This window comes from Acidovorax sp. IB03, from assembly GCF_016406015.1.
GTDB classification, from domain to species: Bacteria; Pseudomonadota; Gammaproteobacteria; order Burkholderiales; family Burkholderiaceae_C; genus Acidovorax; species Acidovorax temperans.
In genome coordinates, this window is sequence record NZ_JAEFCH010000001.1 from 125,429 (window position 1) to 140,714 (window position 15,286).

At 62.4% G+C, this 15,286-nt stretch carries 15 protein-coding genes; 4 read left to right on the top strand and 11 right to left on the bottom strand.

The window, feature by feature from the left end:
* Positions 1 to 52: 52 nt before the first annotated feature.
* Entirely contained in the window at positions 53 to 415 is a 363-nt protein-coding gene (locus IHV84_RS00555; protein ID WP_198845396.1) for a DMT family protein, read from the bottom strand.
* A gap of 295 nt (positions 416 to 710) precedes the next feature.
* Between IHV84_RS00555 and IHV84_RS00560 the strand changes: the two genes are divergently transcribed.
* Positions 711 to 1,322 (top strand): outer membrane beta-barrel protein, encoded by a 612-nt coding sequence (locus IHV84_RS00560; protein WP_066690890.1) that lies wholly within the window; start codon positions 711 to 713, stop codon positions 1,320 to 1,322.
* Positions 1,323 to 1,418: 96 nt separating this feature from the next.
* Here IHV84_RS00560 and IHV84_RS00565 read toward each other — a convergent pair whose 3' ends face one another.
* From IHV84_RS00565 to IHV84_RS00600, 8 genes are all read right to left on the bottom strand, one after another.
* Complete coding sequence (locus tag IHV84_RS00565; RefSeq protein WP_142083869.1) at positions 1,419 to 2,147, bottom strand: ABC transporter ATP-binding protein; 729 nt, start codon at positions 2,145 to 2,147, stop codon at positions 1,419 to 1,421.
* Between the two features lie 2 nt (positions 2,148 to 2,149).
* Positions 2,150 to 2,932: an ABC transporter ATP-binding protein gene (locus IHV84_RS00570; protein ID WP_066690896.1), complete on the bottom strand. Its 783-nt coding sequence runs from the start codon at positions 2,930 to 2,932 to the stop codon at positions 2,150 to 2,152.
* A 22-nt stretch (positions 2,933 to 2,954) separates the two neighbouring features.
* Positions 2,955 to 4,031: an ABC transporter ATP-binding protein gene (locus IHV84_RS00575; RefSeq protein WP_044396106.1), complete on the bottom strand. Its 1,077-nt coding sequence runs from the start codon at positions 4,029 to 4,031 to the stop codon at positions 2,955 to 2,957.
* Positions 4,032 to 4,044: 13 nt separating this feature from the next.
* Positions 4,045 to 4,974, bottom strand: coding sequence for a branched-chain amino acid ABC transporter permease (locus tag IHV84_RS00580; protein WP_044395959.1), 930 nt, complete (start codon positions 4,972 to 4,974; stop codon positions 4,045 to 4,047).
* Positions 4,975 to 5,285: 311 nt separating this feature from the next.
* The gene (locus IHV84_RS00585) at positions 5,286 to 6,629 is read right to left on the bottom strand and encodes a replication-associated recombination protein A (RefSeq protein WP_198845397.1); all 1,344 of its coding nucleotides are present in this window, start codon (positions 6,627 to 6,629) and stop codon (positions 5,286 to 5,288) included.
* 167 nt (positions 6,630 to 6,796) lie between these two features.
* Positions 6,797 to 7,429, bottom strand: a complete 633-nt coding sequence (gene lolA / locus IHV84_RS00590; protein ID WP_198845398.1) for an outer membrane lipoprotein chaperone LolA — start codon at positions 7,427 to 7,429, stop codon at positions 6,797 to 6,799.
* 82 nt (positions 7,430 to 7,511) lie between these two features.
* A complete protein-coding gene (locus IHV84_RS00595; protein WP_198845399.1) occupies positions 7,512 to 9,845 on the bottom strand; it encodes a DNA translocase FtsK in 2,334 nt (777 codons plus the stop codon).
* Positions 9,846 to 9,912: 67 nt separating this feature from the next.
* On the bottom strand, positions 9,913 to 10,590 hold the full coding sequence (locus IHV84_RS00600; protein ID WP_198845400.1) for a Crp/Fnr family transcriptional regulator: 678 nt from the start codon (positions 10,588 to 10,590) through the stop codon (positions 9,913 to 9,915).
* Between the two features lie 193 nt (positions 10,591 to 10,783).
* On the opposite strand from IHV84_RS00600, the gene trxB reads away from it, so the two are divergent.
* The 3 genes from trxB to rpmG all read left to right on the top strand — a co-directional run bounded on the left by trxB (position 10,784) and on the right by rpmG (position 12,338).
* Positions 10,784 to 11,737, top strand: a complete 954-nt coding sequence (trxB, locus tag IHV84_RS00605; protein ID WP_044395953.1) for a thioredoxin-disulfide reductase — start codon at positions 10,784 to 10,786, stop codon at positions 11,735 to 11,737.
* 185 nt (positions 11,738 to 11,922) lie between these two features.
* Entirely contained in the window at positions 11,923 to 12,156 is a 234-nt protein-coding gene (gene rpmB / locus IHV84_RS00610; protein ID WP_015013086.1) for a 50S ribosomal protein L28, read from the top strand.
* 11 nt (positions 12,157 to 12,167) lie between these two features.
* Positions 12,168 to 12,338 (top strand): 50S ribosomal protein L33, encoded by a 171-nt coding sequence (gene rpmG, locus IHV84_RS00615; RefSeq protein WP_008904999.1) that lies wholly within the window; start codon positions 12,168 to 12,170, stop codon positions 12,336 to 12,338.
* Between the two features lie 243 nt (positions 12,339 to 12,581).
* Here rpmG and IHV84_RS00620 read toward each other — a convergent pair whose 3' ends face one another.
* Together IHV84_RS00620 and IHV84_RS00625 are read right to left on the bottom strand one after the other, a co-directional pair.
* Positions 12,582 to 13,796 carry a fatty acid desaturase gene (locus tag IHV84_RS00620; RefSeq protein WP_066690910.1) on the bottom strand — a complete coding sequence of 405 codons (1,215 nt, stop codon included), beginning with the start codon at positions 13,794 to 13,796 and terminating at the stop codon, positions 12,582 to 12,584.
* A 134-nt stretch (positions 13,797 to 13,930) separates the two neighbouring features.
* Complete coding sequence (locus IHV84_RS00625) at positions 13,931 to 15,205, bottom strand: RsmB/NOP family class I SAM-dependent RNA methyltransferase (RefSeq protein WP_198845401.1); 1,275 nt, start codon at positions 15,203 to 15,205, stop codon at positions 13,931 to 13,933.
* Positions 15,206 to 15,286 lie beyond the last annotated feature (81 nt).

The following is a 15,286-nucleotide window of genomic DNA, read 5'->3' on the forward strand; positions in this document are numbered from 1 at the left end:
GTGAACAGCCCTGCCCGGCCGCGCACAACCCACCCGGCGCAAGCCCGCCCGCTCAAGCGCTGCGGAAGATGAAATACACGGCGCCCACCAGGCACAGCCCTGCCCACAGGTAGTCCAGCTTGAGCGGCTGGTCCATATAAAACACTGCAAACGGCACAAACACGCTCAACGTGATCACTTCCTGCATGATCTTGAGCTGCCCCACGTTGAACTGCGTGTGGCCGATGCGGTTGGCCGGCACCTGCAAGAGGTATTCAAACAGCGCAATACCCCAGCTGACCAGCGCCGCCACATACCAGGGCGAAGACGCCAGGTTCTTGAGGTGCCCGTACCAGGCGAACGTCATGAACACGTTGCTGGCCATCAGCAGCAACACGGTTTGCAAAGAAATGGGCAAGGACTGGAGCGTTTGCATAAGGTGGCCAGGGGCAAGCGTGGATGCGATTGATTTTAGTAAAAATGGCCTCTAGCGCTTATGCAACAAGCGCTTACAGCTATATAAAAAGTAGCATTCAGCGCTGGCTGAGCTTTGCCATAGAAGAACACGCCCCGCCCTGCCGGCGGATAGGACGGCGCTGACAACCGCATCTCCCGGCCTCCCACGTCCGGCAGTCGGAACGCTTCATACAGTGGTGCTTCGCTCGGCGCTGGGATGCATTGCTCGCAATCCGCGCCATCGCCCCCCGCAAAGACCACCAAGGAACCGATCCATGAAGTCCGCATTTCGCCTTCTCCCCGTGGCGCTGGTTGCCACATTCGCCGTGGCTGGAGCCCAGGCCCAGAGCACTACCGCATACCCCAGCCAGTCCGGTGAACGCGCCTCGATGCTGCCCTACACCCATAACGGCTACACCGGCATCAGCGCCGGTCGCTCGAAGTACGATCTTTCCACCGGCCCTGTGGGCATGGCGTATGACAACTCCGACACGGCTTTCAAGATCTACACCGGGGGGTTCTTCCACCCCAACTGGGGCGTAGAGCTGGGTTACCTCAATGCAGGCAAGGCCCGGCGGCTGGGCGGTGATACCGAGGCCCATGGCTTCAACCTGAGCCTGGTGGGCCGTGCACCGCTGAACGAGCAATTCGACCTGTTCGGCAAAGTGGGTACGACCTATGGCCGCACCCGCACCTCCGGCGCCAGCGGCCTGGGCGTGCAGACGGGCAAGGAAGATGGCTTTGGCATGTCGTACGGCGTGGGTGCGCGCTGGGCGTTCACGCCGCAGTGGGCCGCCGTGATCGAGTGGGAAAACCACAAACTCAAGTTCTCTGACGGCAAGCAGGACGTGAAGATGACCACGGTGGGCTTGCAATACCGTTTCTGACCCATCAAGGCTGAGGCGCATCACGGGCGACTCAGGCAAGAAAAAAGGGACGCGGTGCAAACCACCGCGTCCCTTTTTTGTGCCCGTTGAAACGGCTTATTCGCCCAGGTAGGCTGCGCGCACCTTGGGGTCGCTCAGCAGTTGCTGGCCGGGGCCGGTCATGGTGATCAGGCCCGATTCCATCACGTAGCCACGGTCGGCAATCGCCAGCGCACGGCTGGCGTTTTGCTCCACCAGCACGACGGTCACGCCCAGGGCGTACACATCGCGCACCACTTCAAAGATCTTGTCGACCATGATGGGCGACAGGCCCATGGAGGGCTCGTCCAGCAGCAGCACCTTGGGCTGGCTCATCAGCGCGCGGCCCATGGCCAGCATTTGCTGTTCACCGCCCGACATGGTGCCGGCCAGCTGGTCCTTGCGTTCGCGCAGGCGCGGGAAGATGGTGAACATCTTTTCGATGTCAGCCAGGATGCCCGCCTTGTCCTTGCGGATGTAGGCGCCCATCTGCAGGTTCTCGGTGATGGTCATGCGGGCGAACACGCCGCGGCCTTCCGGCACCATGACCAGGCCCTTTTTCACCAGATCCCAGGCGCCTTTGCCTTTGATGCTCTCGCCCAGGTATTCGATGTCGCCATCGTTGATGGGCAGTGTGCCGGTGATGGCCTTCATGGTGGTGGTCTTGCCCGCACCGTTGGACCCGATCAGCGACACCAGCTCGCCTTCGCGCACTTCAAAGTCCACGCCCTTGACGGCCTGGATACCGCCGTAGGCCACCTTCAGGCCCTTGACCTGCAGCAGTACCTTGTTGGATTTCTCGGCCATTCTCAATGTCCTCCGGTGCCCAGATAGGCCTCAATCACTTTTTCATTCTTCTGCACGGTGGCAGGGGTGCCTTCGGCAATCTGCTTGCCGTAGTCCAGCACCGTCACGCGGTCGCACAGGCCCATCACCAGCTTCACATCGTGCTCGATGAGCAAGATGGTGCGGTTGTCGTTGCGAATGCGGTCGATCAGCTCGCGCAGCTGCACCTTCTCGGTGGCGTTCATGCCGGCGGCGGGCTCGTCCAGCGCAATGAGTTGCGGGTCGGTTGCCAGTGCGCGGGCGATTTCCAGGCGGCGCTGGTCGCCATAGCTCAGGGTGCGGGCCTTGTAGTCGGCAAACCTGCCAATGCCCACGTAGTCCAGCAACTCTTGTGCACGCTTGGCAATCGCAGCCTCTTCTTCCTTGAAGCTCTTGGTGCGCAGCACGGCGCCCAGCAGGCCCGACTTGGTGCGAATGTGGCGGCCGACCATCACGTTCTCAAGCGCCGTCATTTCGGCAAACAGGCGAATGTTCTGGAAGGTGCGGGCAATGCCCGCCTTGGCCACTTCGTGCACCGCGGTGGGCTCATAGGGCTTGCCTGCCAGCTCAAAAGTGCCGCTGTCAGGGGTATACAAACCGGTGATCACGTTGAAAAACGTGGTCTTGCCAGCGCCGTTGGGGCCGATCAGGCCATAGACCTGACCGCGTTGAATGGTGATGCCAACATCAGAGAGGGCTTGCAGGCCGCCGAAGCGCTTGGAGATACCTGCAACCTTGAGCACCACATCGTTGGTTTTTTCTGCCATGTTCTAACTTTCTGCGATGGGTTCAAGTCTTTTGGGTCAGGCTCTTGCCGTGCTCTGGCGCAGGCCACAGGCCACGGGGACGCAGCAGCATGATGACGATCATGGCCAGAGCGATCAGCAGCTGGCGCAGGATGGCGGAGTCCAGACGACCGTCGGTCATGGCCTGCAGCGGGCCGGCCACGTAACGCAGCACTTCAGGCAGCGCGGCCAGCAAAACGGCACCCAGAATCACGCCGGGGATGTGGCCAATACCGCCGAGCACCACCATCGCGATGATCATCACGGACTCCATCAGGCTGAACGACTCAGGCGAGACGAAGCCCTGGAAGGCACCGAACATGGCACCCGACACGCCACCGAACGAGGCGCCCATGCCGAAAGCCAGCAACTTCATGTTGCGGGTGTTGATGCCCATGGCCTTGGCGGCGATTTCGTCTTCGCGGATGGCCATCCAGGCGCGGCCGATGCGCGAGTCCTGCAGGCGGTAGCAGATCACCACGGTGAAGATCACCAGGATGAGGAACAGGTAGTAGTACAGCGTGACGGAGTTGATGTCATAGCCGAACAGTTCCAGGCGCTTGCCCAGGTCCAGACCGAAGATCTTGACCGAGTCGATCTGGCCGATGCCCTTGGGGCCGTTGGTCAGGTTGACGGGGTGGTCCAGGTTGTTCAGGAAAATGCGGATGATTTCGCCAAAGCCCAGGGTCACGATGGCCAGGTAGTCACCGCGCAGCTTGAGGGTTGGTGCGCCCAGCAAAGCCCCACAAAAGGCCGCCAACACCGCCGCCAGCGGGATCACCAGCCACAGCGAGGTGTGCAGGCCGTTCGGGAACATGGCGGCAAAGGCCGCAAAGTTGTCAGCCAGGTGCGGCGAAGCCATCAGGCCAAACAGGTAGGCGCCCACGGCGTAGAACGCCACGTAGCCCAGGTCGAGCAGGCCAGCGTAGCCCACCACGATGTTCAGGCCCAGGGCCAGCATCACGTACAGCAAGGCCAGGTCGGCGATGCGCACCCAGGCGTTGCCAAAGTACTGCAGGACCAGCGGGAGGATCAGGAGCGCAATGCCGCCCAGGACCCAGTTGATTTTGGTGTTCTTCATGGTGTGAGGCTCCTCAGGCGCGATCGGCCACACGCTCACCCAGCAGGCCCGAGGGGCGCAGCGTCAGGATGATGATGAGCACGATGAACGCAAAGATGTCGGTGTAGTGGCTGCCCAGCAAACCGCCCGTGAGCGTGCCGATGTAGCCCGAGCCGATGGCTTCGATGAGGCCCAGCAAGATGCCGCCCACCACCGCGCCCGCCAGGTTGCCGATGCCGCCAAACACGGCTGCCGTGAAGGCCTTGAGACCGGGCAGGAAGCCCATGGTGTGCTGCGCCGTGCCGTAGTTGGAGGCGTACATCATGCCGGCGATGGCGGCCAGGATGGCGCCGATGATGAAGGTGGCAGAGATCACCATGTCGGGCTTGACGCCCATGAGCGAGGCCACGCGGGGGTTTTCCGCCGTGGCGCGCATGGCGCGGCCCAGGTTGGTGTGGTTCACCAGATAGACCAGCGAAGCCAGTGCGATGGCCGTCACACCCAGAATCAGGATCTGCGTGGGGGTGATGAAGGCGCCGCCCACCTGAAAAGGCGTGCTGGGCAACATCGTGGGATAGGGCTTGTAGTTGGGCTTCCAGATGATCATGGCCAGCGTCTGCAGCAAGATCGACATGCCGATGGCGGTGATCAGGGGAGCCAGGCGCGGGCTGTTGCGCAGGGGCCGGTATGCCACTTTTTCAATGACAAAGTTCAGGCTGGCGGCCACGATACAGGCGATGAGCGTGGCCAGAAGCAGGATGACCCAGCCTGGCGCGCCGGGCATGGCCCCTTGCATCAAGCCAATACAGCTCCAGCTTGTGAGTGCACCGATCATGAGCACTTCGCCGTGGGCGAAATTGATCAGTTGAATAATGCCGTACACCATCGTGTAGCCCAAGGCTATCAAGGCGTACATGCTGCCCAATACCAGACCGTTGATGATCTGCTGCAGCAAAATGTCCATAAGAAAAGTCCTTCGTTTGTGACGTGCCCATCGTGCAGACACCGGAATCGGTGCAGCCTTTTGGGCCCGACTGCCATCTAGCAAAAAACCCGCCAGAAATGCAGCTGTGCGGGTTTGTGGTCGCGATTGTAGCGAGTACTCGTTTCGGCTCCACGCCAGCAGTGGCGGGGTTTTCCCGCAGATTTGCGCTTCATCAGCCGCAAAAGCAATCCATAAGGAATTTTGATGCACCACCCACAACCGATGTGCGAACTTATTACCCAGCCCATGCACGATCGGCATAAGGGGCCACGCAGGCCCCAGAAAAGGGGTTATTCAGCGCTAGGCGGGTGCGAAAGGTCTGCGGCGGCGTTGCGCTCGCGCAGGTCGCGCAGCTTCTGGGCGATCTTGATTTCCAGACCACGCTCCACCGGCTCGTAAAAGCCGGGGTCGGCCATGCCGTCGGGCAGATAGCGCTCGCCCGCCGCAAAACCGCCCTCCTCGTCGTGCGCGTAGCGGTAGCCCTTGCCGTAGTCGAGCTGCTTCATCAACTGCGTGGGGGCGTTGCGCAAATGCATGGGCACAGGGCGGGTGCCGTCCTGCTTCACCCAGGCCTTGGCCGCGTTGTAGGCCTTGTAAACCGCGTTGGACTTGGGGGCCACGGCCAGGTACACCACACATTCGGCCAGGGCCAGTTCACCCTCGGGCGAGCCCAGGCGCTCGTACACCTCGGCGGCATCCAGCGCCAGCCGCAAGGCGCGCGGGTCGGCCAGCCCAATGTCTTCACTGGCCATGCGCACCAGACGGCGAGCCATGTAGCGCGGGTCTGCACCACCATCGAGCATGCGCACCAGCCAGTACAGCGCCGCGTCAGGGTCAGAGCCGCGCACCGACTTGTGCAGCGCGCTGATGGTGTCGTAGAACTGCTCACCACCCTTGTCGTAGCGGCGCATGCGCTCGCCCAGCACTTTCAGCAGCCAGGCATCGGTGATCTCTTGCAGCTTTTCCTGGGTGGCCGCCATGGCCAGGGTTTCGAGCGTGTTGAGCAGCTTGCGGGCGTCGCCATCGGCATAAGCCACCAGGCGATCGATTGCTATGCTTTCCATAGCTGGTACCGCTTGATGGGATTGCGCCAGGGCCACAATTTGCTTCAAATCGTCGGCGGACAACGGTTGCAGCACGTACACGGCCGCACGCGACAGCAGGGCCGAGTTCACCTCGAACGAGGGGTTCTCGGTGGTGGCCCCAATGAAGGTGAACAGCCCGCTTTCGACGTGCGGTAAAAACGCGTCTTGCTGGCTCTTGTTGAAGCGGTGCACCTCGTCCACAAACACCAGGGTGCGCTGCTGCATGAGTCCATCGCGCGCCGCCTGGGCGCGTTCCACCGCATCGCGGATGTCTTTTACACCGCCAAGCACCGCGCTGATGCTGATGAACTGCGCATCAAACGCGTCGGCCATCAGCCGGGCAATGGTGGTTTTGCCGACACCCGGCGGGCCCCACAGGATGCAGCTGTGCGGGCGGCCCGACTCGAACGCCAGCCGCAGCGGCATGCCCGGCCCCAGCACATGCTGCTGACCCACCACCTCGGCCAGCGTGCGCGGGCGCAGGACTTCGGCCAGGGGCTGGTGCAAGCCCAAGGGGGAAGCGACGGGGTCAGCGGGTTTTCGGGTCATAAAGTGAAGTGCGCACGGGCCGGGGCTGCTATTGCACCACAGGCCATGCGCACCTGAAGCAAAAACATCGGTTTGCGCTTTATCTGCAAGCGCAGGCAGCTATCGAAATCATAGCACTCACCATTCCATTCATCTGGCCTATGACCAGGGCTGTCAGTCCACCGGCTTTATTGCTTGACGATGTCTGCACCGGCCGGTGGCTTGAACTGGAAGGTGCTGGCGGGCAGCGCCGGGTTGACCTGCATGCCCTTGAAACGAATCGCCGAGCGCTGGCCGAAGCTGTCCACAATGTCCAGCGCCGCCAGTTGTTCGCCCGCAAACCCCACGCGCACGCTTTGCAACTGGCCATCCTTGGCCTTGGGGGTGGCCTGCACCCACTGCAATCCATCCTGGTCAGGCGCGGCGGCCAGTGTGAAATCAGCCCGCAGGGCCGACAGGTCTGCCGCCGAGGCAATCAGCGACGCAGGCGTGGAGCCCAATGCCTGCGCCTGCGAGCGCTGGGTGACCTGGTTCAGATCCACATCCAGCAGCCACAGGGTTTGCCCGTCGGCCACGATGGTTTGCTCAAACGGCTTTTGGTAGATGAACTTGAAGCGCCCTGGGCGCTGGAATTCAAAGGTGCCGCTGGATGTCTTGCTGCGTGCGGCCTGCCCGTCTTTGGGCGGGGAAGTCACCACCTGCGTGAAATCGGCCCGCCCGGTCTGCGTGCCTTTCATGAAGTTCTCAAGGCTTTTTAGCCCATCAGCGCTTGCCAGGCTTGCGCTGGCAGCTATCAAAATTGCAGTGAAAATCTTTTTCAACAAAAACTCCTTGAACGCGATGCTCGCCCCCCTGACCGGCCCACAGAACCTCAGGTTCGGGGGGCCATGGCCTGCGGGCAGATCAACCTTCGCGCGCAGGCACCAGCACTTCGCGCTGGCCGCTGGCCGTAAGGGCGCTGACCAAGCCGGCTTTTTCCATGTCTTCCAGCAGGCGGGCCGAGCGGTTGTAGCCAATGCGCAGCTTGCGCTGCACATAAGAGATGCTGGCCTTGCGGTCTTTCAGCACCACCTCGACGGCTTGGTCGTACATGGGGTCCTTCTCACCGCTTTCACCCCCCTCTGCCGACAAATCGCCGTCACCCTCTACAGTGCCACCTTCCAGCACCCCTTCGATGTAGTCCGGCTCCCCTTGTTCCTTGAGGTAACTGACGACACGGTGTACTTCCTCGTCTGACACGAAGGCGCCATGCACCCGAATGGGCAGGCCCGTGCCGCTGGCCATGTAGAGCATGTCGCCCATGCCCAGCAGGGCTTCAGCGCCCATCTGGTCAAGAATGGTGCGGCTGTCGATCTTGCTGCTCACCTGGAAGGCGATGCGGGTGGGAATGTTGGCCTTGATCAGGCCAGTGATCACATCCACGCTGGGGCGCTGGGTGGCCAGAATCAGGTGAATGCCAGCCGCACGGGCCTTTTGCGCCAGGCGGGCAATCAGCTCTTCAATCTTCTTGCCCACCACCATCATCAGGTCGGCCAGCTCGTCGATGACCACCACGATGTGCGGCAGGCGCTGCAGCGGCTCGGGCTCTTCGGGCGTGAGGCTGAAGGGGTTGTAGATGAACTCTTCCTTGGCCTTGGCTTCGTCGATCTTGGCGTTGTAGCCCGCCAGGTTGCGCACGCCCAGCTTGGACATGAGCTTGTAGCGGCGCTCCATCTCGGCCACGCACCAATTCAGGCCATGGGCGGCCTGTTTCATGTCCGTCACCACCGGGGCCAGCAGGTGCGGAATGCCTTCGTAGACCGACATTTCCAGCATCTTGGGGTCGATCATCAACAGGCGCACATCGCGCGCCTCGGCCTTGTAGAGCAGCGAGAGGATCATGGCGTTGATCCCCACCGACTTGCCCGAGCCCGTGGTACCGGCCACCAGCACGTGTGGCATCTTGGCGAGATCTGCCACCACCGGGTTGCCCACGATGTCTTTGCCCAGGCCCATGGTGAGCATGCTCTTGGCGTCGTGGTAAATCTGTGAGCCCAGGATTTCGGACAGGCGAATCGACTGGCGCTTGGCGTTGGGCAGCTCCAATGCCATGTAGTTCTTGCCGGGGATGGTCTCCACCACCCGGATGGACACGAGGCTGAGCGAGCGCGCCAGGTCCTTGGCCAGGCCCACGATCTGCGAGCCTTTCACGCCCGTGGCGGGCTCGATTTCATAGCGTGTGATCACCGGGCCGGGCATGGCTGCCACCACGCGCACTTCCACGCCAAAGTCCTTGAGCTTTTTCTCGATGAGGCGGCTGGTCATCTCCAGCGTGTCGGAAGAAACGGTTTCCTGCTTCTGTTGCGGCCCGTCCAGCAGGTCCACCATGGGCAGCTTGCTGTCAGGCATGTCGGTGAACAAGGGCTTTTGCCGCTCTTTCACCACCCGGGCGCTTTGGGGGGCATCCACCAGCACGGGCTCGATGATCTGCACGGGCTCGGGGTGGTGCTCTTCGCTCTCGGTGCGCTCTTCGCGCACCACCACCGCACGTTCGCGCGCGGCCTTGCGGCCCACGGCCACGTCTTTGGCCACCTCGCGCTGCGCCAGGCGCGACTGCACCAGCGCATCAATGCGCCCACCCAGCCACTCGGCCACATGCCCCCACGAAAAGCGAAACACCATGGAAGCGCCCACCACCAGCAGCACGATGCTCACCAGGCCCGAGCCGGTGAAGCCCAGCCACTTCATGGCACTCAAGCCCACCGTGTAGCCCAGCACCCCGCCACCGTGGCCGCCCGGCAGGTACGACTCGAACCGGTACAGGCGCGACCATTCCAGTGCGGCACTGGCGCAGACGAGCAAAATCAGCCCCACCCAGAACACCAGACGGCGCATGGCGGGCGATGGAGCGCCTTCGGGCACTTCACCACCGCGCATCCACCGCGCCAACGACGCAAACCAGGCGCACACGGCTGCGGCCACGCACCACCACACCGAAAAGCCCAGCGCAAAGTAGCTGCCATCGGCCAGCCACGCCCCCAGGCGCCCCGCCCAGTTGGCCACCATGCGCGACGAGCCCACGCCCGAGGAGGACCAGGACGGGTCTTGAGCCGAATAGCTGACCAAGGCCAGCAACCAGAAAATCAGGGCCAGCAGCCCCACCAGCAAACTGACCTCATGACCGAACCGGGCCGCGCCGGTGCGGGGGGGCGACTTGGCCGCCGCAGAAGCATTCAAGGTATTGAGGGAATAAGTCATAACGTGCCGGGCAAGCTTACCCCATGGGCAAGGGCAGACCGCGCCCGCAGCGGTGCGGACATGGCCTTCAATTCAGGGAGTTCAGGCGCTCTTTGAGCAGGGTCACGCCACTGGGCAGGGTCTGGATAAAGGCACGCTCTTCCAGGTCTTTCATCACGCGGCTGACCATCTCGCGCGAGGCACCCACCATCTTGGCCAGGTCCTGGCGCGAGATTTTCTCGCGAATGATCCACTGGCCCTGAGCATCCTGCACCGCAAACTCCAACAGGGCATGGGCCACGCGGCCATACACATCCAGTAACGCCAGTGACTCAATTTTGCGGTCGGCATGGCGCAGGCGCTTGACCAGACCGCGCATCACCACCAGCGACATGGAGGCGTTTTCCGCGAGGCAGCGGGCAAAGTCCGCCCGGCCGAGCAGCAGCACATCGGTCTGCACCTCGGCCCGCACCGTGGCCGAATGCGGCTCGTTGTCGATGATGCTCATCTCGCCGATGTAGTCGCCTGGCCCCAGAGTGGCCAGAATCACCTCGCGGCCCCGGCTGTCGGCCGATACCACGCGCGCCCTGCCCGTGAGCAAAATGGCCAGGGCGTTGGACTTTTGCCCCTGCTCCACCAGCACCTCACCGCGCTTATAGCGTTGCTTGGTCACCGCCCCGCTGATCACCTCCGCCTGCGTCACCGTGAGCAGCGAGAACAATGGCACCCTGCGCAGCAGGTCCAGGTTGGACAACATGGTTGACATGGAAAAGACTTCTCCTCAACAGCATAACGAACCCATCCCGACCACCCCGGTTTTGATGGGTTCTTACAATCACCACGATTGAAAACGGCCTGTTCCTGTGTGCCGCCCCTCGGCGGATACTTGGTGGGCTCTCTTTTTATTTTCCAACAGCGCCCAGCCTCCCTGGCAGGCGCGCACAACACAGGCTTGTACCATGTCCATCACCCAACACGCGAAAGTTCTGATCCTCGGCTCTGGCCCTGCCGGCTACACCGCCGCCGTTTACGCTGCGCGTGCCAACCTGAACCCCGTGCTGATCACCGGCATGGCGCAGGGCGGGCAGCTGATGACCACCACCGAAGTGGACAACTGGCCCGCTGACGTGCACGGCGTGCAAGGCCCGGACCTGATGCAGCGCTTTCTGGAGCACGCCGAGCGCTTCAAGACCCAGATCATCTTCGACCACATCAACAAGGTCGATTTCAGCAAGCGCCCCTTCACCCTCACAGGCGACAGCGGTACCTACACCTGCGACTCCCTGATCATCGCCACCGGCGCATCGGCCAAGTACCTGGGCCTGCCCTCGGAAGAAGCGTTCATGGGCCGCGGCGTGTCTGGCTGCGCCACCTGCGATGGTTTCTTCTACCGCGACCAGGACGTGTGCGTGGTGGGTGGCGGCAACACTGCCGTGGAAGAGGCGCTCTACCTCTCGAACATCGCCCGCAAGGTCACGCTGGTGCACCGCCGCGACAAGTTCAAGGCCGAGCCCATTCTGGTGGACAAGCTGAACGAAAAAGTGGCTGCCGGCAAGATCGAGCTGAAGGTGTTCCACACCCTGGATGAAGTGCTGGGCGACGACACCGGCGTGACGGGCATTCGCATCAAGAGCACGCAAGACGGCAGCACCCAGGACATCGAGCTCAAGGGCTGCTTCATCGCGATTGGCCATGCGCCCAACACTGAAATCTTCCAGGGCCAGCTGGAGATGGACAACGGCTACATCGTCACGCAGGGCGGGCTCAAGGGCTTTGCCACCCAGACCAGCGTGCCCGGTGTGTTTGCCGCAGGCGACGTGCAAGACCACGTGTACCGCCAAGCCATCACCAGCGCGGGCACGGGCTGCATGGCCGCACTCGATGCGCAGCGCTTCCTCGAACAAGAGGCTTGATCGAAAAGTAGGCCGCAGGCTATAATCTGCGGCTTTGCTGATTCCTGCCCGCCGTCCTGGCGGAACTTCAGGTTCAACAATCGGGTTACCGCCACCCTTTCTGGCGAGGTGAGACCGCTAGCGAGCCCTGCGCACTTTGCCGGGGCGCCCGCAAATGGTCGTTATAAAAGTATCGGAGTGTCCTGATGGCACGCGTCTGCGACGTAACGGGCAAGAAGCCCATGACTGGGAACAACGTTTCCCACGCCAACAACAAAACCAAGCGCCGGTTCCTGCCGAACCTGCAATACCGCCGTTTCTGGGTTGAGAGCGAAAACCGCTGGGTGCGCCTGCGTGTTTCGAGCGCTGCCCTGCGTTTGATCGACAAGAACGGTATCGACTCGGTGCTCGCAGACCTGCGTGCCCGTGGCCAGGCTTAAGGAGTAGCACCATGGCAAGCAAAGGCGGACGCGACAAGATCAAGCTGGAATCCACTGCGGGTACCGGCCACTTCTACACCACGACCAAGAACAAGAAGACCATGCCCGAGAAGATGCTGATCATGAAATTTGATCCAAAAGCTCGCAAGCATGTGGAATACAAGGAAATGAAGCTGAAGTAATTCAGCCTTCATCCCGAAAAAACCGCCCGGCAGCAATGCCCGGCGGTTTTTTTATGTCTGTGCTATCTGCATCTGAATTGCTGGCGGTCAAAGAGGGCGATGGCCTCAAAGCAAAGCGTCAGGAAATCTTCTGCGTGCCGGGCTGCCATGCCAAAACAGCAGCCCACGCAGCTCACCGCAGCAGTCTGGGACACCCGTAGAGGCCCCCCAGGGCAACCGAGCCTTTACAGAGCCCCCGCTAGATCAGGCCTGCACGGAGCGCAAGCGCAAAGAGAACTCGCGCAGCGCGGCGATACCGCTTTCTTCAGCGCGGCGGCACCAGGCCTGCAAATCTGCAGTGAGCTGCTCGCGCGAGTGCGAGGTGTTGAGCCACAACTGGCGCAGTTCTTCGCGCATGGTGACCATGGTGTCCAGCGCAGGGTACGCGGCACGCACCTGGGCCAGTTGGGGCAAGGCCTGCGCAGGCACTTTCTCGGTGTCGCGGTGCAGCCAGCGCTTGGCGGCCTTGAGCACGGACACATCGCCATGGCGCGCCTTCAAGGCAGCCATTTCATCCTTGCACGCCTGGCGCACACCCCGGGCGTAGCCCGCCATCACCTCATAGCGGTTGGCGATCAAGGCTTCCAGCGTTTTCTCATCGGCCACAGGCTTGGGGGCACCCAACTGCAGCTTGGGAGGTACCTTCTTCACCGTGGCCCAGCCCACTTTTTGCATCAGGCTGATGTACAGCCAGCCAATGTCGAATTCAAACGGCTTGACCGAGAACTTGGCGGCCGTGGGGTAGGTGTGGTGGTTGTTATGCAGCTCCTCCCCGCCAATCAGGATGCCCCAGGGCGAGAGGTTGGTGCTGGCATCTTGCGCCTCGAAGTTGCGGTAGCCCCAGTAGTGGCCCACACCATTGACCACCCCGGCTGCCCAGAACGGAATCCAGGCCATCTGCACTGCCCACACGGCAGCGCCTGCAGCGCCGAACAAGGCCAGATTCAAAATCAGCATCAGGCCCACACCCTGCCAGCCAAAGCGGCTGTACACGTTGCGCTCCACCCAGTCATTGGGGGTGCCATGGCCAAATTTCTGGAGGGTTTCGGGGTTTTTGGCCTCAGCACGGTACAGCTCGGCGCCGCGCCACATCACGGTATCCAGCCCACGGGTCTGCGGGCTGTGTGGGTCGTCCGGCGTTTCGCACTTGGCGTGGTGCTTGCGGTGAATGGCCACCCATTCCTTGGTCTGCATGCCCGTGCCCACCCACAGCCAGAAACGGAAGAAATGCGAGGGGATGGCGTGCAACTCCAGCGCCCGGTGGGCCTGCGCTCGGTGCAGGAAGATGGTGACTGCCGCGATGGTGATGTGCGTCGTGACCAGCGTGTACAGCACGATCTGCCACCAGGTCAGGTTCCACAGGCCATGGCCCAGCCAATCAATGATGGCGTCAAGCACCGCCCAATCAGGTAACAACATATTCACACTGCCTCTTCCACACACACAACAGCCCACGCAGGGCACTCGACACAAATTCTAGGGCGGCATTCCATTCTTGGGGGTCGGGGTTCCCCGCGAATGGACGCCGCCGGGGCAAGACAGTTGCCCGAGGATCAACCCTTGCGCGTCCACACGGCGGCGAAGAAGCCGTCCGTCTGGTGGCGGTGGGGCCACATGCGCAAATAGGCTGTGCCAGTCTCGCCACCGCTGCACAGGCTGGCGGCCTGCTCCACTTTCAGCTGGCCCAGAACTTCACCCGCATCCAGCGGCAAGAAATCCGGGTGGGCTGCGGTAAATGCTTCGGCAATGGCCTCGTTTTCCTGCGGCAAGATGCTGCAGGTGGCATAGACCAGACGCCCGCCCGGTTTGAGCAAGCGGGCGGCGCTGTCCAGAATGGCGGCCTGTTTGACCACCAGCTCTTGCACCGCCTTGGCAGACTGGCGCCATTTGAGGTCAGGATTGCGGCGCAGCGTGCCCAGGCCTGAGCAAGGGGCGTCCACCAGCACACGGTCGATCTTGCCGGCCAGGCGCTTGATGCGCTCGTCGCGCTCGTGGGCAATGGCGGCGGGGTGGATGTTCGACAGGCCACTGCGGGCCATGCGGGGCTTGAGGGCATCGAGCCGGTGGGCCGACACATCAAACGCGTAAAGGCGGCCCGTGCTGCGCATGGTGGCGCCAATCGCCAGGGTCTTGCCACCGGCACCGGCACAAAAGTCCACCACCATTTCGCCGCGCTTGGCGTCCAGCAGCAATGCCAGCAGTTGCGAGCCTTCGTCCTGCACCTCGATGGCGCCACGGGTGAAGGCGTCGAGCTTGGTCAGTGCGGGCTTGCCCTCAATGCGCAGACCCCACGGGGAATATGGCGTTGCTACGGATTTGATAGCTGCCTGCGCAAGCTCCTTCTGCACATCAGCCCGTTTTTCCTTCAAAACGTTGACGCGCAGGTCCAGCGGCGCGTTCTGCGCCATGCTTTCAGCCAGCGGCCAGAACTCATCGCCCAGCTGGTCCTTGAGGGGCTGTACCAGCCACTCGGGCAGGTTGTGGCGGTGGCGCTCCATCAGGTCGGCGGGGTTGATGGCGTCGCACTGGTCGAGCCAGTTCTTTTCCTGCTCGGTCAGCGCGCTCTTCAAAAAGTCACGCGGGCCATGAAAGCCCAGGATGGCCAGGCGCCGCTCCTTGGGGCCAGAACCCGATGGCGCGAGGTGGTCGAACAAGAGCTTTTTACGCAGCACGGTGTACACCGTTTCTGCCAGGGTGGCGCGCTCGCGCGGGCCCAGGCCGCGGTTGTCGCGAAAAAAGCGGGACACCACGGCGTCGGCCGGGTGTTCAAACGTGAGGGTCAGCCGCACCAGCTCGGCACAGGCGTCAAGAAGAACTTTGGGATGCATCCCCCGATTGTCCCACTATGACCCCAGGCCGACCTGAGCCAGGCCCACCCTACCCCGCCAGAGCCCCTGGCCTTTGCCAAA

Coding starts and splice junctions, on each gene's coding strand:
- IHV84_RS00585 (WP_198845397.1), bottom strand. CDS start 6,629: ATGACCCGAAAACCCGCTGACCCCGTCGCTTCCCCCTTGGGCTTGCAC.
- IHV84_RS00620 (WP_066690910.1), bottom strand. CDS start 13,796: ATGTTGTTACCTGATTGGGCGGTGCTTGACGCCATCATTGATTGGCTG.
- IHV84_RS00575 (WP_044396106.1), bottom strand. CDS start 4,031: ATGAAGAACACCAAAATCAACTGGGTCCTGGGCGGCATTGCGCTCCTG.
- IHV84_RS00595 (WP_198845399.1), bottom strand. CDS start 9,845: ATGACTTATTCCCTCAATACCTTGAATGCTTCTGCGGCGGCCAAGTCG.
- IHV84_RS00570 (WP_066690896.1), bottom strand. CDS start 2,932: ATGGCAGAAAAAACCAACGATGTGGTGCTCAAGGTTGCAGGTATCTCC.
- IHV84_RS00555 (WP_198845396.1), bottom strand. CDS start 415: ATGCAAACGCTCCAGTCCTTGCCCATTTCTTTGCAAACCGTGTTGCTG.
- IHV84_RS00625 (WP_198845401.1), bottom strand. CDS start 15,205: ATGCATCCCAAAGTTCTTCTTGACGCCTGTGCCGAGCTGGTGCGGCTG.
- trxB (WP_044395953.1), top strand. CDS start 10,784: ATGTCCATCACCCAACACGCGAAAGTTCTGATCCTCGGCTCTGGCCCT.
- IHV84_RS00560 (WP_066690890.1), top strand. CDS start 711: ATGAAGTCCGCATTTCGCCTTCTCCCCGTGGCGCTGGTTGCCACATTC.
- IHV84_RS00580 (WP_044395959.1), bottom strand. CDS start 4,974: ATGGACATTTTGCTGCAGCAGATCATCAACGGTCTGGTATTGGGCAGC.
- IHV84_RS00565 (WP_142083869.1), bottom strand. CDS start 2,147: ATGGCCGAGAAATCCAACAAGGTACTGCTGCAGGTCAAGGGCCTGAAG.
- rpmG (WP_008904999.1), top strand. CDS start 12,168: ATGGCAAGCAAAGGCGGACGCGACAAGATCAAGCTGGAATCCACTGCG.
- rpmB (WP_015013086.1), top strand. CDS start 11,923: ATGGCACGCGTCTGCGACGTAACGGGCAAGAAGCCCATGACTGGGAAC.
- IHV84_RS00600 (WP_198845400.1), bottom strand. CDS start 10,590: ATGTCAACCATGTTGTCCAACCTGGACCTGCTGCGCAGGGTGCCATTG.